Origin of the sequence: Sutcliffiella rhizosphaerae, from assembly GCF_917563925.1 — a bacterium.
In the GTDB taxonomy this organism is placed as follows: domain Bacteria; phylum Bacillota; class Bacilli; order Bacillales; family Bacillaceae_I; genus Sutcliffiella_A; species Sutcliffiella_A rhizosphaerae.
The window spans coordinates 96,018-117,306 of sequence record NZ_CAKJTJ010000005.1 but is presented as its reverse complement, the minus strand read 5'-3'; the positions used below and the strand labels follow the sequence as shown (position 1 = coordinate 117,306).

Annotated in this window: 23 protein-coding genes and 3 riboswitches; of the genes, 4 read left to right on the top strand and 19 right to left on the bottom strand. The window is 35.5% G+C overall.

Annotated features, from left to right (window positions below; all coding sequences use genetic code 11):
* Positions 1 to 21: 21 nt before the first annotated feature.
* Together LRP81_RS06790 and LRP81_RS06785 are read right to left on the bottom strand one after the other, a co-directional pair.
* Positions 22 to 1,476 carry a spore germination protein gene (locus LRP81_RS06790; RefSeq protein WP_399207253.1) on the bottom strand — a complete coding sequence of 485 codons (1,455 nt, stop codon included), beginning with the start codon at positions 1,474 to 1,476 and terminating at the stop codon, positions 22 to 24.
* Between the two features lie 360 nt (positions 1,477 to 1,836).
* Positions 1,837 to 2,163 (bottom strand): hypothetical protein, encoded by a 327-nt coding sequence (locus LRP81_RS06785; protein ID WP_230500503.1) that lies wholly within the window; start codon positions 2,161 to 2,163, stop codon positions 1,837 to 1,839.
* Positions 2,164 to 2,367: 204 nt separating this feature from the next.
* Here LRP81_RS06785 and LRP81_RS06780 point away from each other — a divergent pair, with 204 nt between their 5' ends.
* The gene (locus LRP81_RS06780) at positions 2,368 to 2,832 is read left to right on the top strand and encodes a sigma-70 family RNA polymerase sigma factor (RefSeq protein ID WP_263458229.1); all 465 of its coding nucleotides are present in this window, start codon (positions 2,368 to 2,370) and stop codon (positions 2,830 to 2,832) included.
* Between the two features lie 62 nt (positions 2,833 to 2,894).
* Here the strand turns inward: LRP81_RS06780 and LRP81_RS06775 are convergent, their stop codons facing one another.
* Entirely contained in the window at positions 2,895 to 3,089 is a 195-nt protein-coding gene (locus LRP81_RS06775; RefSeq protein WP_230500501.1) for a hypothetical protein, read from the bottom strand.
* Between the two features lie 352 nt (positions 3,090 to 3,441).
* Here LRP81_RS06775 and LRP81_RS06770 point away from each other — a divergent pair, with 352 nt between their 5' ends.
* A complete protein-coding gene (locus LRP81_RS06770) occupies positions 3,442 to 3,624 on the top strand; it encodes a YkvS family protein (RefSeq protein ID WP_230500500.1) in 183 nt (60 codons plus the stop codon).
* A gap of 118 nt (positions 3,625 to 3,742) precedes the next feature.
* Here the strand turns inward: LRP81_RS06770 and LRP81_RS06765 are convergent, their stop codons facing one another.
* The 9 genes from LRP81_RS06765 to LRP81_RS06725 all read right to left on the bottom strand — a co-directional run bounded on the left by LRP81_RS06765 (position 3,743) and on the right by LRP81_RS06725 (position 9,206).
* Positions 3,743 to 4,048 (bottom strand): AbrB/MazE/SpoVT family DNA-binding domain-containing protein, encoded by a 306-nt coding sequence (locus LRP81_RS06765; protein ID WP_230500499.1) that lies wholly within the window; start codon positions 4,046 to 4,048, stop codon positions 3,743 to 3,745.
* A gap of 64 nt (positions 4,049 to 4,112) precedes the next feature.
* Complete coding sequence (locus LRP81_RS06760) at positions 4,113 to 4,781, bottom strand: oxidoreductase (protein ID WP_230500498.1); 669 nt, start codon at positions 4,779 to 4,781, stop codon at positions 4,113 to 4,115.
* Between the two features lie 327 nt (positions 4,782 to 5,108).
* Positions 5,109 to 5,606, bottom strand: coding sequence for a preQ(1) synthase (gene queF / locus LRP81_RS06755; RefSeq protein ID WP_230500497.1), 498 nt, complete (start codon positions 5,604 to 5,606; stop codon positions 5,109 to 5,111).
* A 15-nt stretch (positions 5,607 to 5,621) separates the two neighbouring features.
* The gene (gene queE / locus LRP81_RS06750) at positions 5,622 to 6,341 is read right to left on the bottom strand and encodes a 7-carboxy-7-deazaguanine synthase QueE (protein WP_230500496.1); all 720 of its coding nucleotides are present in this window, start codon (positions 6,339 to 6,341) and stop codon (positions 5,622 to 5,624) included.
* Positions 6,338 to 6,781, bottom strand: coding sequence for a 6-carboxytetrahydropterin synthase QueD (gene queD / locus LRP81_RS06745; protein ID WP_230500495.1), 444 nt, complete (start codon positions 6,779 to 6,781; stop codon positions 6,338 to 6,340). Before queD ends, queE begins: the two co-directional genes overlap by 4 nt.
* Complete coding sequence (gene queC / locus LRP81_RS06740; protein WP_230500494.1) at positions 6,778 to 7,449, bottom strand: 7-cyano-7-deazaguanine synthase QueC; 672 nt, start codon at positions 7,447 to 7,449, stop codon at positions 6,778 to 6,780. The genes queD and queC overlap by 4 nt, the downstream gene beginning before the upstream one ends.
* Positions 7,450 to 7,571: 122 nt before the next feature.
* A riboswitch (PreQ1 riboswitch) is annotated at positions 7,572 to 7,617 on the bottom strand.
* 125 nt (positions 7,618 to 7,742) lie between these two features.
* Positions 7,743 to 8,201 (bottom strand): hypothetical protein, encoded by a 459-nt coding sequence (locus LRP81_RS06735; RefSeq protein ID WP_230500493.1) that lies wholly within the window; start codon positions 8,199 to 8,201, stop codon positions 7,743 to 7,745.
* 17 nt (positions 8,202 to 8,218) lie between these two features.
* Positions 8,219 to 9,034 (bottom strand): hypothetical protein, encoded by an 816-nt coding sequence (locus LRP81_RS06730; protein ID WP_230500492.1) that lies wholly within the window; start codon positions 9,032 to 9,034, stop codon positions 8,219 to 8,221.
* A gap of 52 nt (positions 9,035 to 9,086) precedes the next feature.
* Entirely contained in the window at positions 9,087 to 9,206 is a 120-nt protein-coding gene (locus LRP81_RS06725; protein WP_230500491.1) for a DUF6254 family protein, read from the bottom strand.
* A gap of 102 nt (positions 9,207 to 9,308) precedes the next feature.
* On the opposite strand from LRP81_RS06725, the gene LRP81_RS06720 reads away from it, so the two are divergent.
* A complete protein-coding gene (locus LRP81_RS06720) occupies positions 9,309 to 9,926 on the top strand; it encodes a CPBP family intramembrane glutamic endopeptidase (RefSeq protein WP_230500490.1) in 618 nt (205 codons plus the stop codon).
* Positions 9,927 to 9,968: 42 nt separating this feature from the next.
* On the opposite strand, the gene LRP81_RS06715 is transcribed toward LRP81_RS06720, so the two are convergent.
* The 4 genes from LRP81_RS06715 to LRP81_RS06700 all read right to left on the bottom strand — a co-directional run bounded on the left by LRP81_RS06715 (position 9,969) and on the right by LRP81_RS06700 (position 14,714).
* Complete coding sequence (locus LRP81_RS06715) at positions 9,969 to 10,991, bottom strand: YkvI family membrane protein (protein ID WP_230500489.1); 1,023 nt, start codon at positions 10,989 to 10,991, stop codon at positions 9,969 to 9,971.
* 97 nt (positions 10,992 to 11,088) lie between these two features.
* The gene (locus LRP81_RS06710) at positions 11,089 to 12,291 is read right to left on the bottom strand and encodes a homoserine dehydrogenase (protein WP_230500488.1); all 1,203 of its coding nucleotides are present in this window, start codon (positions 12,289 to 12,291) and stop codon (positions 11,089 to 11,091) included.
* Positions 12,279 to 13,379 (bottom strand): homoserine O-acetyltransferase MetX, encoded by a 1,101-nt coding sequence (metX, locus tag LRP81_RS06705; RefSeq protein ID WP_230500487.1) that lies wholly within the window; start codon positions 13,377 to 13,379, stop codon positions 12,279 to 12,281. The genes LRP81_RS06710 and metX overlap by 13 nt, the downstream gene beginning before the upstream one ends.
* A 15-nt stretch (positions 13,380 to 13,394) precedes the next feature.
* Entirely contained in the window at positions 13,395 to 14,714 is a 1,320-nt protein-coding gene (locus LRP81_RS06700) for an O-acetylhomoserine aminocarboxypropyltransferase/cysteine synthase family protein (RefSeq protein ID WP_230500486.1), read from the bottom strand.
* A gap of 101 nt (positions 14,715 to 14,815) precedes the next feature.
* Positions 14,816 to 14,931, bottom strand: a riboswitch (SAM riboswitch).
* 375 nt (positions 14,932 to 15,306) lie between these two features.
* A riboswitch (SAM riboswitch) is annotated at positions 15,307 to 15,412 on the bottom strand.
* Between the two features lie 230 nt (positions 15,413 to 15,642).
* On the opposite strand from LRP81_RS06700, the gene LRP81_RS06695 reads away from it, so the two are divergent.
* Complete coding sequence (locus tag LRP81_RS06695) at positions 15,643 to 17,778, top strand: ATP-dependent Clp protease ATP-binding subunit (RefSeq protein ID WP_230500602.1); 2,136 nt, start codon at positions 15,643 to 15,645, stop codon at positions 17,776 to 17,778.
* A gap of 51 nt (positions 17,779 to 17,829) precedes the next feature.
* Here the strand turns inward: LRP81_RS06695 and LRP81_RS06690 are convergent, their stop codons facing one another.
* The 3 genes from LRP81_RS06690 to LRP81_RS06680 all read right to left on the bottom strand — a co-directional run bounded on the left by LRP81_RS06690 (position 17,830) and on the right by LRP81_RS06680 (position 21,256).
* Positions 17,830 to 18,684, bottom strand: coding sequence for a hypothetical protein (locus tag LRP81_RS06690; RefSeq protein ID WP_230500485.1), 855 nt, complete (start codon positions 18,682 to 18,684; stop codon positions 17,830 to 17,832).
* An 80-nt stretch (positions 18,685 to 18,764) separates the two neighbouring features.
* Positions 18,765 to 19,661: a polysaccharide deacetylase family protein gene (locus LRP81_RS06685; RefSeq protein WP_230500484.1), complete on the bottom strand. Its 897-nt coding sequence runs from the start codon at positions 19,659 to 19,661 to the stop codon at positions 18,765 to 18,767.
* A 104-nt stretch (positions 19,662 to 19,765) separates the two neighbouring features.
* A complete protein-coding gene (locus tag LRP81_RS06680; protein ID WP_230500483.1) occupies positions 19,766 to 21,256 on the bottom strand; it encodes a UDP-N-acetylmuramoyl-L-alanyl-D-glutamate--2,6-diaminopimelate ligase in 1,491 nt (496 codons plus the stop codon).
* Between the last annotated feature and the right edge of the window lie 33 nt (positions 21,257 to 21,289).

The window sequence follows — 21,289 nt, the reverse complement described above, 5'->3', positions numbered from 1 at the left end:
ACTGCCTCCTTTCATATGAGATTATTCGTCAATATCTTTTTTAAATTTTTGCTTTTGCTTAATGGTTCGTTGCGGTTTTTGGGTTCTCAATTGTCCTGGCCGTTCCTTTTGCATGGAGAATGGAAGGCGTAATAAGGCATCTTTCATGTCAGTTACCCTTGGTGGATAAATAGGCTCCAGATATGGTCTTCCTAGTGATGTAAGCCTTAGCAGGTGTGCTGCTAAAATACAGAAACAAAATACTATTCCAAGGAGCCCCCATAATTGTGCAAACAGCAAAAATGGAAAACGCAATAAGCGAATGGTATTGCCCATTTTATATACAGGTGTGGTGAAGGAAGCAAGTGCTGCTAAAGCAACGATAATAAGGAGTACATTACTAGTTAGTCCAGCTTCAACAGAAGCAGTCCCGATAACAATCCCTCCCACGATACCGATCGTTTGACCTACTTTGGTGGGTAGTCGTGCACCGGCCTCTCTCAAGAGCTCAATCGTCAACTCTAAAAAAATGGCTTCTAATATAGGTGGTAGTGGGACCTCTCTTCTAGAGGAGATTAACGTACTAAGTAAGTCTTTTGGAATTAATTCATAATGATAGGTAAGAACTGCTACATATAGTGGAGTAACCAATATGGAAAATGCTACCCCAAATAATCTAATCAATCTAAAAAAAGATGCTAGGAAATAACTTATGTAATAATCCTCAAAGGAGGAGAAAAATTCTACTAAAGTCGTTGGTCCGATAAGACCATGCGGAGAACCGTCTACAAGTATAACAACCTTACCCTCTGCAAGAGCTGAAACTACCCGATCTGGTCTTTCTGAGTCAAGTAAAAGAGGGAAGATTGTATTATCATTATCAGAAATTAACTGTGCAATATATGAACTGTCATTTATATGATCAAATTGCACTTCATCTAATCGAGTCTTAACGATATTTACGTTGTCTTTGTTGACAATTCCCTCAATATACATTGTAGCTATTCTCGTTCTAGACATTGTTCCAAGGAGCTTTTCTTCTATAGTGAGCATTGGAGTACTAAGTCTGCGTCTAATCATATTAATATTAGAATCCACATTTTCAACAAACGATTCTTTTGGACCAATTACACTGAATTCTACTTCAGGCAATGACACAGCACGGGTTTGAACGAATTCCGAGCGCACTAATAGACCTGATTTATCATGCTCACCAATTTGGACAAAAATAAATCCAGTTAACATTTTCTCTAAAATTTCTTTCGAATCCGAACTGATCGTCACTGCTTCGATAGGTAAGATATTTTTTAGGTCCTGGAGATTTGACCAAGGCCTTGATGTAATATGGTTCAAAATATCACGATGTAAAAAATCTGTATCGATTAATGTATAGTAGTAATTCACCCATACCTTTTTACTTCCATCATTCGTAACATTGGAGAATCTAAGAAAGTCAACTGATTTATTCATCTGTAACAATAACTCTGTGACGGACATGCTTTCCACTTTATCAGACGATAGGTTTTTACTGCCTGTAAAAAGTTTCTTAAAAAGGTTTTTCACAGTGACTTTCTCCCTTCTCTTAGGCTGTTTTTACAAACTTTTTTTAAATATAAAAGTGCTCTTTTTCACCATTAATGCAAAGAGTAAGTTTTAAAGCAAAATCAACAAAAAGGACCTGAAGCCATTTTTCACACGTTCTAATAGACGTAAGCTTTAAAAAAGCCTACAAATAAGACGGAATTAGCGGAAATTTCCTTTTTATTTTCCCTAGAAAGTACTGGAATATACTTCACTATTCTTGTAGTAACAGTAAAACAAAATAAAAAAGAGCCCCTTACAGGACTCCTTCACGAATTATTTATTAGGACGTCTAACAATTTCAATAACATCAAAGATGCGAATATGGTAGATGTTCTTATCTAAATCTTTTATGGTTAGTTTGTTGCTTGTATATCGAAATGATTGAATTCGACCAACTATCTGAATGACGTCTCCTTCAAACCAAATGGACATTTTAAAAATTTCTTTTTCGAGATACATATGACGTAAAAGCTTCTTTATATATTTTATATCAGGTATGTTGTCAGGAAATACTAAAAACCCTTGAACAGTCTGATCTTCACCATTTTTCCAAAGGAACATAGATTGATTGGCTAATTTATCTTCTTTTTTGTGTTCCATATCCATTACTCCTTTTTATTCAGAATGGCGTATTCCCCTTAAAGATATACCTTCATATAACTTTCACTGCTTAAGGAAATGGCCTATTTACTTAATATAGAAACCAATATATTTATAAAATGGGAAAGTGTAAATTAATGAATTTCCCCTTATCTTTACGATACCGGTAATAATTGAAAGCAGGCTTTCGTTAGGAAACCTATATTGAAACCTTGTTTCGAAGTAATATTAAACCAGTATACTCCCATGATACACCATATTATGAATACATTAAATATCCATAAAGATAAAGATTACTATTTCCACGAAGGAACCATCGCTCTCTGGGAAGCATCCCTTGCCTTTGACATCAATAAAGGGACATTTACTTCATATGCATATTCTTCCATCCGGGGAAAATTACTAAATAAATTAAATAAAGAAGCTAGGTGGCAAGAAATAAATGTTTGTACTCTTTATATTCCTGAACAACCAATCTACTCATTTCCATCATTTTTGGAGTTTAGTTTAAATTGTTTAACTAAAAACCAACGGAAGTGGGTAGAAGGATTTATATTCAAAGACAAAAGAGTCCATGAAATTGCAAGTGAAGAAGGTGTATCAATTAGTGCAGTAAAGTCTTGGAGAAGAGAAGCAATCAAAAAGTTAAAAAAAGAATTTATATGTTGATTTTAGATTCATCTGAATAATGATAAAAAGTAGCGGTGGTTGTAGGCGCCGCTACTACAATATCAGCTTCTAGCTTCCTGTAAATATTGGTATATAACTTCACCTTTATGCTTAGCGATTCCTCTAAAATGTTTAAAGTCCTCTCTTGCTACGAGTATTTCTCTAAAAGCCATAAAATCTTCTTTTTGTACTCTGTATTCATGTAATTCACCATTTTTCAACTTATCTAAAATATCCTTAACTAATGCTTCATTCATTTTTCTCATCCTTTCATTACTGAACATTATTTTATCATTTTTCCTTTTTCATGAGAATGGTAATCCTTTATAGTTCATGCAAAAAAATCCCTTCTGCAAGAGAAGGGATTCCATGGGGGATAAGGAATAAAATGAATAGGGCATATCAGTTAGCCCTGCAAATAATATATGAACATCCATCAAATTTTGTTACATGATTAAAACTTGGGTAATAATTTATAGAAAATTTAGAAAAAACACGTGGAATCTATTTACGTTTTTACAAAAATAATGCAAACTGAATGTAAACACTTTTAATCAACTGTCCTAAAAATAAAAAATGGACGACAAGATATTCTGGGGGGAGATTTAGTTGAAAAAAGCAGAAGTTGGAAACATTATCGAATTTAGAGAAGGTCTAAAAGGAATTGTCGAAAAGGTAAACGAGAACTCTGTCATTGTGGATCTTACTTATATGAATAATTATCGTGATTTAGAGTTAGAACAACGGACTGTAGTAAACCATAAAAATTACAAAATAATTAAAGATTTATAATTAAAAAATAGCGACGATTACTTTTGCATCATGGAAGAATAAAAAACGCATGAAATCAAAATCTGTGTATTCGATTTTATGCGTTTTATTCGTATGTTATTGTCCACTCTAAATTTCTCTACCCATTAATAATCTCTAAAACGACTGCAGAATTTTCTTCATCAAGCATAACGGAAAAGTGTGTTTCTTCATTGATATTTAAATTTCTTCTTATCTCAATCGGAATATTTACTTTCCCATTATTGGACACGATAGATTCGTTAAAAACATGTTCTTCTTCAATCTGTTTCATCAGTAAACCTAATGGTCGTTCCATAATCATTAATACATCTCCATCGGTTATTTGCAATTGCTCTCTAATAGATTTGGGAATGGTTAAATGGCCAGATTTACGAATTCTTCTAAATTCTTTGGATTGGCACATATTTGACACTCCTACATTTTTTTATTCTTATTCCCCGAATTCAATAAATAAAAACGAGAAAATATCACAACGCACCGATCTGTTTTATTAGATCAGATTCTACTACATGTCTCCCATTTCTTGCATCCTTTAAGAATTTCACCATTGATTTCGCCACATCTTCTCCATGAACAGCCTGGTATTTCTTCCATTTCCCCCTAAGTAGAGGATTCATAAATCTTGCCATTCCTTCTCCCATTTTCTCTCCAAATCTAAATTCATTTCGAGGTCCTAATAATAGGGATGGCCGAAAAAAATAGGTCGAAGGAATTTCTAATTCACTTACCGCTGCTTCCATATTACCTTTTACTTGGTTATAAAAGAATAGTGAATTTGAATCAGCACCAATTGCTGACACAATTGCAACCCTTTTTACACCTGATATTTTTGCTAGTTGGGCAGCTATCAGCACATATTCTAAATCAACCTTTACAAAATTTGCTTTTGAACCTGCTTTTTTCCTAGTTGTGCCCAACGCAATAAACAAATCATCCACATGAAAAAACTCTTTGTAATTGGATAGATTATCAAATGATACAATAACTTCATTTAATTTTGGATGGACATGATTTGTAGCATTTCTCACAAGTGTAGTTAGTGTGCTATAGTTTGAATTCCCCAAAATTTCTTTTTCGAGAAAGGAACCTATTAATCCAGTAGCTCCAATCAATAAAGCTTTTCGCTCATGCTTCATGTATTGTTACTCCTCTTCTTTTTAATATTACTTTAAACCATCTTTACCTTACTTCACAACTTTTCTGGTTTTTGGATTAGTTTTCTTCTGCATCTTCAGATCCGTCCTTTGACAATCTGATTACTCTGTAGCTTAATTCCCAATACCATTTATTCTTTAATTTATATACTAAGGTTTTATATAATTGTGTGACATCTTTTTACCCTTTTGCAATAATTCACAAACATCTAATTTACAGCACATTTCAAAGTAAAATAAAAAAGGGGCTGTCCAGCAAGTATGTACATTTGTCTGGCAGTCCCTTATTATCTATCAAACCATCGCTGTTTATCTATTATCTATCGTTTCAGGATACATATCATGATTCATCAGGCGGTATTGAGCGATTTCCTCATATTTTGTACCAGGCTTTCCGTAGTTTGTGTATGGATCAATGGATATACCGCCACGTGGGGTAAATTTGCCCCATACTTCAATATAACGAGGGTCCATTAGTTCAATCAAATCATTCATGATAATATTCATGCAGTCTTCGTGGAAATCACCATGATTTCTAAAGCTAAAAAGGTATAGCTTTAATGATTTGCTCTCTACCATTAGTTTACCTGGAATATAGCTGATGTATATCGTGGCAAAATCCGGTTGGTTCGTTTTTGGACAAAGACTAGTAAACTCTGGGCAATTGAATTTAACAAAATAGTCTCTATTAGGATGTTTGTTCTCAAATGTTTCTAATACATCGGGAGAATAATTAAATAAATAGTTTGTTCCTTGATTGCCAAGAAGGGTTACACCCTCCAGCTCTGAATCTTTTCTTCCAGACATTCGTAATCTCTCCTTTTATACTCCGCGTTTATTTCCCCACACAAGTGTATGCAATTGTGGAAGTACGCGAACATTGTTCATTTCATCGTCATTCATTACTTGGTCAATCAGCCACTCATATTGTGATAACAACTTTTTCACTAATTTTTCATCATTTTCTGTCACAGTGTCTTCATTGCCAACCTGTACATAAAAAGAGATACCTGGATATCTTTTATGCACTTGTTTGGCATAGGTCAAATCTTCCTTATTGAACACGACTACTTTTAGAGAAGCCTTACTCTTTTCGATACGATTTATCATATCATCAAGCACTTCAAAATTTGTATTCATACCCGAGCTTGGAGGTTTAGGTGATATTGTTAAATCATCTATTTCTAAAAGCCAGTCCTGCCATTTGCTTCCTTGTGTTTCTAATGCTACCTTAATATCCTGGCTGTGTAGAATATTAATTAGATTATCTATATTTTTTAAGAGTGCAGGATTTCCGCCAGATATAGTGACATGATTAAATGCATTTCTCCCAAGTTCTCGAAGTCTGTCATAGATGGCATCAGCAGTCATCATGACGATATCATCCTTAGCTGTCCCATCCCAAGTAAAAGCAGAATCACACCAAGAACAGCGATAATCACATCCGGCAGTCCGGACAAACATTGTTTTTTGGCCTATAACCATTCCTTCTCCTTGAATGGTCGGACCAAATATTTCTAAAACCGGTATGGTATGACTCATTGCGCAGTCCTTCCCTTTTTAGGCCTGTAAATACAATAGCTTGTAGGTGTTTCCCTCACAAACACTTGTAAGCAGGTTGGTTTGGATGGCAATTTTTGAAGATGATGTTCTATTGTTTCCCACATTACTCTTGCCACCACTTCAGTAGTAGGAAAATAATTAGAATCCTTATTATTGAAAACATCTGTATGATCATTTAGTGTTGTATGGTCGAATTTGTCATGTAATAGCTTTTTCAATACTTGGAAATTCACTAAAAATCCCGCATCATCAAGCTGATCACCAGCAACCGTTACGTTTACAAAATACGTATGACCATGTAGTTGTTTGCATTTTCCAGCTGATTCAGTTGGAATATAATGTGCAGCAGCTATCTGCAAATCTTTATTTAGTTCGTAAGTAAAATCGTGTTGCACTTGAGGGTATATCTGTTGAATCATGATGAAGCAACTCCTTTATTTTTCAAAGCCAAATATTCATCGAGACCCCGCTTGCGAAGTTTACATGCCGGACATTCCCCACAACCATCCGCCACCACACCGTTATAACATGTCAAAGTTCGCTCCTGAACAAAGCTTAGTGCATCAAGCTGATCAGCTAGCTCCCATGTTTCTGCTTTATTTAACCACATTAATGGAGTATGAATAACAAAAGGATAATCCATAGATAAATTTAATGTTACATTTAAAGATTTAATGAATACATCTCGACAATCCGGATATCCGCTAAAATCTGTTTCACAAACCCCTGTAACTATATGTTTTGCACCTATTTGCTTTGCTGCAACAGCGGCGAATGATAAAAACAGGAGATTTCTCCCATCTACAAATGTGCTAGGCAGTTCTCCCTCATTTTCTTCAATTTCAATATTATCTCTTGTTAGTGCATTTGGTGTAAGCTGACCTAGCAAGGACATATCAAGAATTCTGTGCTTAACACCTAGCTCTTCGGCAATACTTTTCGCACACTCAATTTCTAATTCGTGTCGTTGGCCATAGTGAAACGTAACTGCTTCCACTTCATCGAACTCTTTCATTGCCCAAAGAAGACAAGTAGTACTGTCTTGACCGCCACTAAACACAACCATTGCTTTCTCTATTGGTTTCATGGTTTACCTCTCCTTCCATTTACCGAAAAAAATGCGCTGCCCACATGAATAGGCTCAGCGCATATGCAAAACGTCTATAAAAATGAAAAAACTATATCCTAAGGAAGGAATATAGTTTACAACTGTCCTTAGTTTTTTATAGAGGGTATTTGCTAGAACCTCTCCTTTCGTCCTCGTTAAGACGAAAGATTGCTATTAAATTAACTATGTTACTATACCATAATTCCGCGATAGTTTCTACAAAAAAAGCATGAATAATTTAAGAGTACATTCTTCCTCATACCTCGCTCGCATTATCTATCCACGACTCCTACTCCAAGTACAAGATTATTCCAAAGGATATCTTTCACTTTTTCTTGCTTCTCTATAGGACATCTGATCATAAGAATTAAATCCGCATCTGATCCTTGCTTCTTCCTTTTACTCTCACTTTTTTTGGTGAAAAAATAATCTACTAAAAAACCAGAAACAAAACCAAATAACAAACCGAAAAGTCCCCATAAAATTGGTCCTAATGACAATACATACCCGTAAATAACGCCTAAAAGCATAAAAATAATGCCAAATATCGCAGCTAAATCTATTAGGCTTCTACCATCAGTTCTATGCATAGAATCAATTGTTTTAGTATTAAATTCCACTTTGTCCAATGGAACAATCATTATTTGATACTTTCTCAAGCCTAATTCCTCTAGCTCCTGTAATGTAAGCTCAATTTCCGTATTGTATTTGAAGGTAGCGAAAATATACATTACGTTCCAGCCCTTTTCTATATCGGCATTTTGAAATGACGATCCTGATATTTATTCTTTAACTCTCTTCCTAAATACCTATCAACAAAATTATTAATTTCCACTGCACTTACGTATGAATCATAGGCAGCAAAACAATAAATAGAAGGTATAAATAACAGCCATTGTGGAACCAAAATATTGGTTGCTTCCTCAAATTTCCCAACCATTGTTAAATGAATTGCAGGAAATACATTCGCTTCATAGGTAATGACAAGCCACCATGTCAAAACAAAAATAACGGATATCACCCTTGTAACATAAAGATTACCAAGACCTGGCGTTAACAAAGACCATAGAAGGGCAAGCAGTGGGTTTTTCTTATCAATCACATTAATTTCTGTAGAAGAAGTGTTTTTTACCATCGCAGGTAAGCCTTCATGGTACGCCAATGTACAGTGTTTGTTCATTTCAATCGTAAGGCGATAGCTATCCCATATGGAGAAAACATACATGCAAACATATATAATAATCCAACGCTGATCAAGAACAGAAATCGCCTCATCAAATTTGCCAAGCATGGAAAGAAAAATTGCTTCATTTAAGTGGGCTAAATTATTTATAATCACTTCCCAGGAAATTAATATAAAAGCTGTTAAGTACTTTGATAACATGAAGTGGCCAAATCCAGGGAATGCAGCTCCCCACCACGCGACTACAAAAGGTTTCCGGTAGTGCAGGATACTAGTAGTATAGGGACTTATGCTGGCAACATATCTCTTTTTTTCATGTTGAGCTCTCAAGGCTGCATCCTCATTTCCTGTAATATCTTCCAATAGTATGCTTTTTATCACTACACAATATACCCATTAAAATAGCCATTCCATTGTTGGAATGGCTTTACTTTTATTTCTTTTTTTCATTCATATCAGACAATTCTTCAAAACTTTTTACTTTCCCATGCGGATTTTGTAATTCTTTTCTCGTATTCCATTGTCTTTCTTGCTGCTTTTTTGATTGAGTCATGTTTACCGCTCCTTTTCATCCCTTTTCCCAAATAGTATGCTCATTTACTGTTGGAAGGTTTCTGTTAAAATAGGGTAAAAGAAGATTTATGGAGGAGTTTCATTGCATTTATTGAGAAAAATTATACCGATATGGGTTTTAGCAAATGTATTGATAGGAGGAAGCTTTTTATTTACTACCTATTTTTGGTATCTTTTCCCTATCTCGCTGCTCATATTATCAATCATTTCGATCATTCTTCTAGGAAAACAAAAGGTCAATCTTTCGGTTTCCTTAACAACTTCCCTTATTGTTTGGGGTGTAGTTAGCGGAACTGTATTGTACGCATTTTTTCTTCTTACATATGTAAGTATAAAAATAATTCCTTTCCCATTAACTTCTTATATTTGGGATCTTTACAGTATCGTTGGCCCCACATCTTGGTGGCATTATGCTGTACTTATCCTTATTATTATTCCTGGTGAAGAAATTTTTTGGAGAGGTTATATACTTAAACAGTTTACGATTAAATTCGGAGCATGGTTTAGCGTGTTAACGGCGGCTATATTGTATGCTATTGCCCATGTTTGGACTGGAAATATTATGCTGATGGCAGCTGCTCTTTTTGCAGGTCTAGTTTGGGGCATTTTATATCAATGGAAAAAATCTCTTGTGCTAATTATTGTTTCTCACTTAGTTTTTGATCTTTGGCTGCTAGGCATTTTACCACTCAATTTTTAAGGTTACCTAGCCTGGCGCTTAGAATTATATGTTGCGCCAGGTCTATTTTCTAATAATAAGCAGCAAGAGAAAAACCATGCTTACGTAACCAAAGAATGGATAGAGATGCTCGATTAAGCTGCCATATCCAATTTGGCTTATCATATATATAATACTTACTAATACAATCGTAATGAGATATTTGGATATGCCTAGCATACTTTCCAACTGTCTTTGTAGACCAAAAATATCACTAACGACAGAAGTGAAAATTTCTCCGTATATGACGAAAACATAGAAGCCAAAAAAAGAAAGCATACTTAGTTTTACTACTTCTGCCATTGGTATTTCAAAAACCTGAAAACTAGGAAGAGATGCAATGGAAATATGGCATGTAATAAGAATAAAGCAAAGAATGCCACCACCAATGATTCCACCGCGTTTAATCACCCAATCATCATTTGCTTCTTTTGCTAATGGAACAAGTACAGGCTGAGCCATCGCAAGATTAAAAGAAACATACATAAATGGAGCCAACCAACCCTTTATTCCCTCTTTTAATGGAGAAAGACTTAAGAATGACAAGCCATTATCCATAATAGCATTGCCTGCAATAATAAGACTGAATGTAATCATAACAGGTACTACTATAACGTTAACGCCTACCAACCCTTTTACCCCTAATATTACAACCCCTACAGACAAGAGCATCGTAATGAAAAGGCCAATCTGATAGGACCAGCCAAGTTGCTCTTCAAATACTGCACCGGCTCCAGAGAGCATGACTGCGCCAACACAAATTAATATCACAAGCATAAAAAGATTGACAAAAGTACCTGCTGCTTTACCAAATAAATGTTCGTTAAACTCTTTGTACGAGCTTGCATTTATGCGATTTGACAGTATCATCATTTTTGTTCCCAACCAAATAAAAAGAACTCCACTAATAAGTATGGTGATTATTGCTATCCAGCCGAATTGTGTAAAAAACTGGACAATCTCCTTTCCTGTTGCAAAACCTGCGCCAACAATGGTTCCAACATACACTGCAGCGATTTGAAAAGCACTAAGCCAACTTCTTCTCACCTTTGTCCACCCTCCATCTGCACATATATGCAGAACAAAAACCTGCCTGTCACATATATATGAGACAAGCAGGCCGGAAAGAAGAAATTATTTATATTTATACGATAACTTTTTCTTTGGATAAGATATAATCCCCTTTTAACCGAAAAAAGTTTATAGACGGATTCAATTCTTTGATTCCTGATACATCATCGGTTTCTACTATTACAATTTTACTAGTAGGACTATGGAACAAACTTGTATCTGAAGGAAGATTAATGGATTTACCTTGATAAAAAAGGACCCATTTGGTTTTAGTGTTATAGTCAGGTTCCACAATACGTGTACATGGAGATACAGCTACTTTTCGGTCAAGCTGTATGATGTCCTCTAATATAGCGCTGGCAGTTGGAAACATACCTGCACCAGGACCGTTTAATGTTACGTTTCCTACGAGATCTGTATTAATGGAAACGGCGTTTTGTACCCCTTCCACTTGATAGAATGGATGCTCGGTAGTGACCAATGCAAGCTCCACCGTGCAATTTATTTGTTGATCCGATTTACTGATGGTGACAATGTGTTTAAACTTTAAATCTAATCTGTCAGCTTCTTCGATCATTTCAGATGTTATCTCACTTATTCCTCTACAATCAGCTTGTGTTGTTTCTGGTTTTTCCCCATAAACCAATTCTGATAATATGACACCTTTATAATACGCATCAAATCCTTCAATATCATTTGTCGGGTCCGCTTCAGCATAACCATTTTTTTGTGCCTGGATTAAATTTTGCTCAAAAGTCCCTTTATTTTTTCGCATCGAGGTCAGTATGAAGTTCGAAGTACCATTCAATATTCCTTCCACTTTTTCGATTCTGTTTACTTGCAGTAGTTGGCGAATGGTTTGAATGATTGGAATACCTCCCGCTACCGTGGCTTCATACCCAATGGAAACATTGTTTTGTCCAGCTAAATTAAGAAGCTCTTTTCCATGTTTTGAAAACATCTCTTTATTTGCCGTTACAACGGAACAGCCTCTTTTTAAGCTTTTTTGTAAATACGTAAATCCTGGTTCCGTACCAACAATCGCATCAACGACAATATCCAAGTCTTGTATAGATAAGATTTCTTCAAAATTATCCGTCAGGATAATATCCTTTCTTGGGATATTATGTTTTTGTAAGTTCTTTACCAATATCGCAACGATTTTTACTTCCTTTTGAAATATTTCTTGTAATCTTTTCTGGTGAGAATCTATGGAATGGTATACACCTTTCCCAACAGTACCAAACCCAAGTAATGCAATATTTAAACTAGACATTGTGTCACTTCCTTTTCTTCTAATAAATTCTTGATGACTCCCCCCCATTTTTCGAATTCCACCAGAAATCCATCATGACCGAACATTGTATCTACCTCAAAATGTGTAACTTTTTTTCCTAAGATATTCATACATTCTGACACTTCTTTTATTAAAGTAGAAGGATACAATAAATCACCTTTAAAGCTTATCAAACAAGTTTTCGCTTCAAGCTGATTTAGTGCAGATTTCCAGCCATTTCGCATATATCCGATATCATACTGATCCATCGCTTTAAGAAGGGAAAGATAACTGTTTGCATCAAACCTCCTTGAAAATTTTTCACCTTGATATTTCATGTAAGAATCTACTTGATATTCGATGTCTTTTCCTACTTCTTTCCGATCTCTTTTGAATCTTTCGTTGAATAGTCTATCCGATCGATATGTAACTAAACCGACCATTCTTGCGATTTCCAATCCTTTAATGACAGTACCAATTGGATATTGACCTTTTTCCCAAGCAGGATCTGCTTTTATTGCGTGTCTGCCAATTGCATTATAGGCAAGCGCATAATCAGTGAAATATGGCGTCACTGCGATGGGGATAATAACTTCCGCAAAATTTGGATACAAAAGACCCCATTCCAATACTTGCATTCCTCCAAGTGAACCACCAAGTATAGCTCTCACTCTAGTTATACCTAATTTAGTAAGAACTTTGAACTGCGCATGTACCATGTCACGGATAGTGATAGCTGGAAACTCATCTCCATACCAATTTCCAGTTGTAGGATTAATACTGATTGGCCCAGTAGAGCCATTACAGCCCCCAAGAACGTTCATCGTAATGACTTGGAATTTATCTGTGTCCACGTACAATCCGGGTCCGATAAACCCTCTCCACCACCCTGGATCTCCCTTTGTACCTACAGCTTTCTGGTTTCCTGTTAAGGCATGACAAACAATAATGACCTCACCAATTGGATTACCTGCTTTTTCGTATGCTATTTCAACTTCCTGTAGCTCCACTCCACATTCTAATAAATGAGGACCAATGCTTACCTTATGACAAATTGCATCATCATTCCTTTCGTTTCTACTACTCAACTATTTCACTCTTTTCTATACGTTTTGACTCACAACTGATTGATTGGATTTTCCCGTTGCTATGAAAAAAGCTTGATCCAAATCCTCTTGAAGATCCTTTAAGGATTCAATGCCGACAGATAAACGGATTAGATCCTCTGTCACTCCAGTTTTTTTAATATCCTCAACTGAAAGCTGTTGGTGAGTTGTAGAGGCAGGATGGATTATAAGTGACTTTGCATCTCCTACATTTGCTACATGTGACCAAAGCTTAATATTATCAATTACTTTTTTTCCAGCATCTCGCCCACCCTTTATACCGAAATTAACGATAGAACCATTACCAGATCCTAGGTATTTTTTTGCAAGAGCATAAGCTGGATGCTCGGAAAGTCCGGGGTATGAGACCCATTCAACAGCTGGATGCTTCTTTAAGTATTGAGCGAGTGCTAAAGCATTTTCATTATGTTTTGCAACACGAACATGTAGTGTTTCAAGTCCTTGGAGAAGCAAAAATGCATTTTGAGGACTTAAGCATGCTCCGAAATCTCGCAAAAGCTGTACTCTTAATTTCACTGCATAAGCTAAGTTGCCAAATGTGTGTGCATATTTAATCCCGTTATAGCTTTCATCCGGTTCCGTAAATCCTGGAAAATTGGGGTGATCCCAGTTAAATTTACCAGCGTCCACAATTACTCCACCTATTGTAGTACCGTGACCTCCAATCCATTTCGTTGCGGAATGAATTACAATATCTGCCCCCCATTTAATCGGATTACATAAATAAGGCGAAGCAAAGGTATTATCGACTATTAGTGGGAGCGAGTGTTCATGAGCAATCTTAGCCACTTCCTCCACATCTAACACTTGCAAACTCGGATTACCGATAATTTCACCGAAGATTGCTTTTGTTTTCGGAGTAATGGCGTGACGGAAGTTCTCTGGATTGGATGAGTCAACGAATTTTACGTTAATACCATATTTAGGTAGAGTCACTTTAAATAGGTTGTATGTACCACCATATAAATTTTCGGCGGCAATAATTTCATCACCAGCATGAGCAATGTTCAGAACGGCAAAAGCAATAGCAGCCATCCCTGAGCTTGTTGCAACAGCAGCAGCACCACCTTCCAGTAAAGCTAGCCTTTGCTCCAAGACATCTACCGTTGGATTCATTATTCTCGAGTAAATATTACCGAATTCATTTAATGCAAAGAGGTTCTGTGCATGTTCTGTATGTTCGAAGACATATGATGTTGTTTGATAAATAGGAACAGCACGTGCTCCGGTTACTGGGTCTGGTGATTGACCACCGTGTAATAAAAGAGTTTCTAGGTCAAAGCTTTTACTTGTCATTTTCTAACCTCCAATTTTTCAAATTTATTTATTTTTAGGAAGCTCCTTTTGAAAAAACTAATAAAAAAACTCCCTTCGGATAAGAAGAGAGTGTTATTCTCCTCTTATCTTTCAGACAATTACTGTCTGCAGGATGTAGCACCTTCTCAAGAATAAAATTTCTTGAAGGGTTGCTGGACTTCATCGGGCCTGTTCCCTCAGTCGCTCTGGATAAGAGATATGAAATTTTTTTAAATGCTAAAACACTACTTAAGTAATGTGTCTATTTAACAATATTATGAATGATTTTAAAAAAGAACCATTTTAAAAGGAAATTACTTAGGCTTGCTTCTCTTCAGAAATCTCTAAACGTTATTTTTCTAAAATGCTCTGTTAATATCTGCATCCCATCGCTTTCCAAGGTTTGTTTATGGTACCTCATCGCCTTTGGGATTTTCATAATACGTTTTTCTTGCAGGTGGCAGCATTTATATCGCATGCAGAAATGTTCATGAATCTTCCCTTTGAGGTCTAATCAACAGCTAATTATCCATTAATATGTCTTCTAATAAGAAAACCCCTTCCATAGAAGAGGTTTATCGTTAATGACCTCTTCTTATTTTTCAGAATGAATATCTGCAGAAATTAGCACCTTTTCAATTTTGCTTGAAGGTTGCCGGGCTTCATTGGGTCTGTCCCTCAGCCACTCTTAATAAGAAGTGTTGATATTAAATTTAGGTTGATTTGATTACTTTTTGCAATTATAGCAATCTCACTTTATGAAAGTCAATAAAATATTCAGAATTTTAGTATTACAAACCAATAACTTAATCCCATAAATTAACATAAATCAAAATACTTGAAAGTCAAAAAAGGTCAAAGTATAATGTGATTACAACCTCAAAAGGTCAAATAAGGTCAAACTTTTCATTTAGGAGGATGCATGATGATGAAATGTCAAAAATGTGAGATTAACAAAGCTACAATCCAATTTAGAATACAATCAAACCAGGATCATAAGCATTTATTCTTATGCCATCCCTGCTTTGAAGAAATTAGTGTTGACTTAAAATCACCTACGCCTAATGGTTTCCTTTCAGGATTTCCATTCAATGACGGAAACGAAGAAAGTAATCAACAAGGATTTTCTAAGTTTGAACAACAGAAAACAAATAAACAACATGGTGGCGGGAGCATATTAGACGAACTCGGCAAGAACATAACAAATATAGCCAAGACTGGATTGATTGATCCGGTAATTGGAAGAGATAAAGAAATAAAACGAGTTATTGAAATATTAAATAGACGAAATAAAAATAATCCGGTTCTGATTGGAGAACCAGGAGTAGGTAAAACTGCCATTGCAGAAGGACTTGCCCTTAAGATTGTTGAAGGAGATGTCCCTTCTAAACTGAAAAACAAAGAAATTTATTTACTTGATGTTGCAGCCCTAGTTGCTAACACAGGTATAAGAGGTCAGTTTGAAGATCGTCTAAAGCAAGTTATTTCTGAATTACAAAAACGAAAAAATATTATTCTTTTTGTGGATGAACTACATTTAATTGTTGGCGCTGGTTCTGCTGAAGGTTCCATGGATGCTGGGAACATATTAAAACCTGCATTAGCGCGTGGGGAACTTCAATTGATCGGAGCAACGACGTTAAAGGAATATCGACAGATTGAAAAAGATGCAGCTCTTGAACGACGCTTTCAACCAGTATTAGTTAAGGAACCTACTACAGAAGAAGCTTTTAAGATTCTAAAAGGTATTCAATCCAAATACGAAGAGTTTCATCACGTATCATATTCGGAAGATGCCATAAAAGCATGCGTTCAGTTATCACATCGCTATATCCAGGACCGTTTCTTACCGGATAAAGCAATTGACTTATTGGATGAAGCAGGTTCTAGAAAGAACCTGACACTTAACACCGTAAACATGGAGCATATCCACTCCAGACTTACTGAAATAGAAAAAGAAAAACAAACAGCACTAGAAAAAGAAGATTACGAAAAAGCAGCTGCTTTAAGAGATGAAGAGGTAATTCTAGAACAACAACGGAACTCAGCCAATGACTCTTCTATTTATAGTGCAGAAGTAACTGTAGCAGATATTCAAAGTATTATGGAAGAAATAACAGGAATACCTGTAGGGAAATTACAACAAGACGAACAAGATAAATTAAAAAATCTTGAACTCCTTTTAAATAAAAAAGTAATCGGTCAACATGAGGCTGTGAAAAAAGTAGCAAAAGCAATTCGCAGAAGCCGGGCAGGGCTCAAACGTAAAGAAAGACCAATTGGTGCATTTATGTTTGTTGGCCCTACCGGTGTAGGAAAGACAGAATTAACTAAATCACTTGCTGAAGAATTATTTGGAACGAAAGATGCCTATATCAGATTTGATATGAGTGAATTCATGGAGAAGCATAGTGTTTCCAAATTAATTGGATCACCCCCGGGTTATGTCGGTCATGATGAAGCAGGGCAATTAACCGAAAAAGTCCGTAGAAATCCATACAGCATTATTTTGTTAGATGAAATGGAAAAAGCACATCCCGATGTCCTAAATCTATTTTTGCAAGTGATGGAAGATGGGCGTTTAACCGATAGTCAGGGAAGAACAGTAAGCTTTAAGGACTCAATTATTATCATGACGAGTAATGCAGGTGTTGGGGATAAAAAAATATCAGTTGGATTTGAAAAGCAATCCACAAAATCTAAAAGTATAACCCTTGATAATTTAACAACTTACTTCAAGCCTGAGTTTTTGAACAGATTTGACAGTATCATTGAATTTTCTCCTTTAGAGAAAGAACATCTAATGGAGATTGTCGATATTATGATGAATGAACTTACGTCAATGCTAGAAGAAGAACATGGTTTTAGTATAGATTTATCAGAAAAAGCAAAAGAAAAACTAACAGAGCTCGGATATAGTCCTACTTATGGTGCAAGACCGTTACGCAGATTAATTCAAGAGCAAATAGAAGATCCACTTACAGATATATTATTAGATGAAATGGTGGAGAGATCCATTCATATTGACCTTGAAGAAGATACAATTGTAGTAAAAACTAAATAGAAATATAAAAAGTCCAGACTTCGTAAAAAGTGTCTGGACTTTTTGTTTATTTTAGTAATTTCGCATTTTTACGAACTTAATAATAAACTCGTCTAAATCGGAACTCATCTGCTCTCTTAATACGAGAAAGAAACCTGACTGCTTTAAAGTATTACGTAGCAATCGGAAACCTCTACTTTTAAATTCAGGAATATATAGCTTAATTTTTTTCGGAAAAGTTTTTTTATTTTCACTATGAAGTATGATCATTGCATCCTCTTTCGCATTCATAAAGACGTCCTTAACTTGATTTTGAATTTTCCCCTCAGTGCGATGTTGGTTTCCTAAGAGACTATTTTTCCTATTTGCTTTTAATGTACTGAACGGTATTACATTGTTATGCTTTATCATTTTATTAACGCGCTTTTCCATTTCCTTATGATTAAAGAATGCATATTTTACGATATCCGAATCTGCCCTCTTTTTGCCGGTTCCTTTTGTAGATATTGACATATATGAATCCTCTTTCTTTCTAACTTCAAGGAGATTTTCTTTTTGTTGTTCTTTTACATAAATAATATGCTCTCGTTCCTTGTCATTTTTATGGTGTTTTTTCTCCCCTTCAACTTCAAGTGCAATGACTTTATTTGTGTGATCTGAGGATATATTTAATGCTCTTAATTCTTTGTTGAAGATGGAAGGTAAATGATACTTTTTACTAATAAATTCTTTTAACTCCTCTTTTGATGATATCTTTATTATATAAAACGGTTGTTCTTGAATCATTAATATAGGTTTGGTTAATGATTCAGCGACGAGATGCTCTCCTAATTTTTCGCTTGCTTTCTCCACCTTCGTTTTTGTTTGACAAGCAGAGACATTAAATAATAGCACAACTGAAAATAAACAATGAAAGATACAGGCCATGATAATATTCCTCCCATGTATATCGTCACCTGTATCGTTTTCAATATGTATATATCACCCAATTGTTACAAAATTGTAATTTAGTGCAAATCATATTCACTAAGATGAACAAAACGATATCCTTCGTCCTTTAGTTTCAACACTGCTTCCATCACGCCTTCTGCTGTATCACTTTTAGGTTGATTCATATGGAGGATAATAATAGATCCCGCTTCAGCTGTGTTCATGGACGTTACGACTTGTTCTTTCGTAAACGTTGCTCCTCCATCACCAATGACATCAAAGTTAACAATTTCTACACCAAGGTCATTAGCAATATTCACTGAAACCTCGTCATAAAAAGCTGTACCAGAACGGAAATAACGTGGAAGCTCTCCTGTCAACTCGTATATTAAAAATTGATTATCCATTATTTCTTGAACAATTTCTTCTTGACTTGAAGTGCTTTCAATGCCCCATGCACTATTTGGAGTTACAGAGAGTGGTTTATGCTCCGTTCCATGATTCTGGATAGTAAAGAGAGGATTTTTAGCAAGTTCAAGAAAAATATTCTCATTTTTATGTATCCATCTCGCGTTAATAAAAAGGTCTGCTTTAATATTATTTTCAATTAGAAAGTCAATCAATTCTTTATCATATCCACTTCCATTTTCACCACCACATGCATCTAAAGTTAAAGCAACCACTTTATCATCTGTATCAAGTCTTGTTTTCACACCAGGTACATACTCAGAAAATTGCGAATGTTTTTCGTAATTTTGTTCCTTAACTTCAATTGCTTTCGCTTGTAATTTTTCGATTACTTCTTCTAAAGGCTCATCTACCTTGTCATTTTCAATTACTGATTCACTGTCTGTTCCTTCATCCTCGGATTCAGCATGATTTTGAATATCATTAGTAATAGATGGTACTGTTTGATTAGAACATCCAAAAATAAACAAAAAAACAAATAAAATAAATGTAGACTTATTTCTCATTCCCCTCATCATCCCCTAGAATATTTTAATAATATATAAAAAAGAAGACTAGCTGATGATTCCCCTTAAGGAGGAAATCATCACACCTAGTCTCACTAATGTTATTAAGTTGTCGGTATATTTTCTGTCAAAGGATAATCCCTTATTGCTCTTAAGGTTATTTCTTTTTCATCAAACGGTACTACTTCTTTTCCGATTAACTGATAATTTTCATGACCTTTCCCGGCAATAAGTACTACATCTCCTTCTTTTGCTATTTCCACAGCACGAGTGATTGCTTCTTCTCTGTCTGGAATACATTCAAACTGATCATCTATTGCTCCAGCCGCAAGCATGTCCACTATTTCTTTACCAGGTTCATCTAATGGATTATCGGTTGTAAAAATACAATAGTCTGACTTTTCAGTAGCAATACGACCCATTTTTGGACGTTTGTCTTTATCCCTACCGCCACCTGTTCCAATAATGGAAATGATCTTTTTTGTAGAGAACATTCGGATACTATCCAATACCTTCCCTATTGCATCCTCTGTATGTGCATAATCAATGATGACATTCCTCTTATCACCAGTTTGGAATATTTCCATGCGCCCACTTGGTGGCGGTGTTTCTTTTAAGTGCATCAATATTCTTTCAAACGGCATTCCTTTGTCCCAAAGTACGCAAATGACAGAAAGAATGTTATATACATTGAACTCGCCAATAAAAGGAATATCCAGATCATACTCACCAAAATTTGTTTTTAAGGTAAAGCTCGTCTTGCTTTCATGGAAACGGATATTTTCCGCTCTGAAATCCGCTTCATTTTTAATTCCATATGAAATAATTCTTGCACTTGTCATAGTAATATAGTCTTTAGATACTTCATCATCGGCATTTACTATTGCCGCTTTATCTTTTCTTAAGTCCTGTCCAAGATGAGCAAATAACAGTCCTTTAGCATATTTGTAATGTTCCATTGTACCATGAAAATCGAGGTGATCCTGGGTTAAGTTGGTAAAAACACCATTTTGGAAATCCACACCTGCAAGCCTACCTAACACTAGTCCATGCGAGGAAACCTCCATCACAACGTCTGTCACACCAGCTTCCACCATGTCCTTTAACATTCGTTGCATCGTAAGAACATCGCTTGTAGTATTCTTACTTTCGAACTTTTCACCATCTATATCAATTTCAATTGTTCCACTTAAACCAGTTTTATACCCTTCTCTTCTCAAGACACTATTTATTACACTAGACACTGTAGTTTTCCCATTTGTCCCTGTAACACCGACAATTCTTAGCTTTGTGGAAGGATAATCGAAAAACTTGTTTGCCAAATGCCCTGCTGCTCGCTCCGTATCTCTTACATGTACATAGCAAACATCTTCGTACATTTGATCTGGGATGTCTTGTACCACAATTACACTAGCCCCTTTTTCTATTGCAGAAGATATGTAATGATGGCCGTCAACTGTATATCCTTTAATGCAAACAAAGACCGAATCTGGTGTCACCTGTCTGGAGTCAGTAAAAATATTTGAGACAGCTAAAGGGTATTCCCCATAAACCTTTATTACTGACACATTGGAAAATAATGCTATTGTCTTCATGGTAGCCCTTCTTTCTCTGTAACTAATCAAGTT

Bases quoted from the DNA above. Each gene is read 5' to 3' on its own strand.
- LRP81_RS06790 (WP_399207253.1), bottom strand. From the start codon at position 1,476: ATGTCCGTCACAGAGTTATTGTTACAGATGAATAAATCAGTTGACTTT.
- LRP81_RS06785 (WP_230500503.1), bottom strand. From the start codon at position 2,163: ATGGAACACAAAAAAGAAGATAAATTAGCCAATCAATCTATGTTCCTT.
- LRP81_RS06775 (WP_230500501.1), bottom strand. From the start codon at position 3,089: ATGAATGAAGCATTAGTTAAGGATATTTTAGATAAGTTGAAAAATGGT.
- LRP81_RS06765 (WP_230500499.1), bottom strand. From the start codon at position 4,048: ATGTGCCAATCCAAAGAATTTAGAAGAATTCGTAAATCTGGCCATTTA.
- LRP81_RS06760 (WP_230500498.1), bottom strand. From the start codon at position 4,781: ATGAAGCATGAGCGAAAAGCTTTATTGATTGGAGCTACTGGATTAATA.
- queF (WP_230500497.1), bottom strand. From the start codon at position 5,606: ATGTCTGGAAGAAAAGATTCAGAGCTGGAGGGTGTAACCCTTCTTGGC.
- queE (WP_230500496.1), bottom strand. From the start codon at position 6,341: ATGAGTCATACCATACCGGTTTTAGAAATATTTGGTCCGACCATTCAA.
- queD (WP_230500495.1), bottom strand. From the start codon at position 6,781: ATGATTCAACAGATATACCCTCAAGTGCAACACGATTTTACTTACGAA.
- queC (WP_230500494.1), bottom strand. From the start codon at position 7,449: ATGAAACCAATAGAGAAAGCAATGGTTGTGTTTAGTGGCGGTCAAGAC.
- LRP81_RS06735 (WP_230500493.1), bottom strand. From the start codon at position 8,201: ATGTATATTTTCGCTACCTTCAAATACAATACGGAAATTGAGCTTACA.
- LRP81_RS06725 (WP_230500491.1), bottom strand. From the start codon at position 9,206: ATGACTCAATCAAAAAAGCAGCAAGAAAGACAATGGAATACGAGAAAA.
- LRP81_RS06710 (WP_230500488.1), bottom strand. From the start codon at position 12,291: ATGTCTAGTTTAAATATTGCATTACTTGGGTTTGGTACTGTTGGGAAA.
- LRP81_RS06700 (WP_230500486.1), bottom strand. From the start codon at position 14,714: ATGACAAGTAAAAGCTTTGACCTAGAAACTCTTTTATTACACGGTGGT.
- LRP81_RS06695 (WP_230500602.1), top strand. From the start codon at position 15,643: ATGAAATGTCAAAAATGTGAGATTAACAAAGCTACAATCCAATTTAGA.
- LRP81_RS06690 (WP_230500485.1), bottom strand. From the start codon at position 18,684: ATGGCCTGTATCTTTCATTGTTTATTTTCAGTTGTGCTATTATTTAAT.
- LRP81_RS06685 (WP_230500484.1), bottom strand. From the start codon at position 19,661: ATGAGAAATAAGTCTACATTTATTTTATTTGTTTTTTTGTTTATTTTT.
- LRP81_RS06680 (WP_230500483.1), bottom strand. From the start codon at position 21,256: ATGAAGACAATAGCATTATTTTCCAATGTGTCAGTAATAAAGGTTTAT.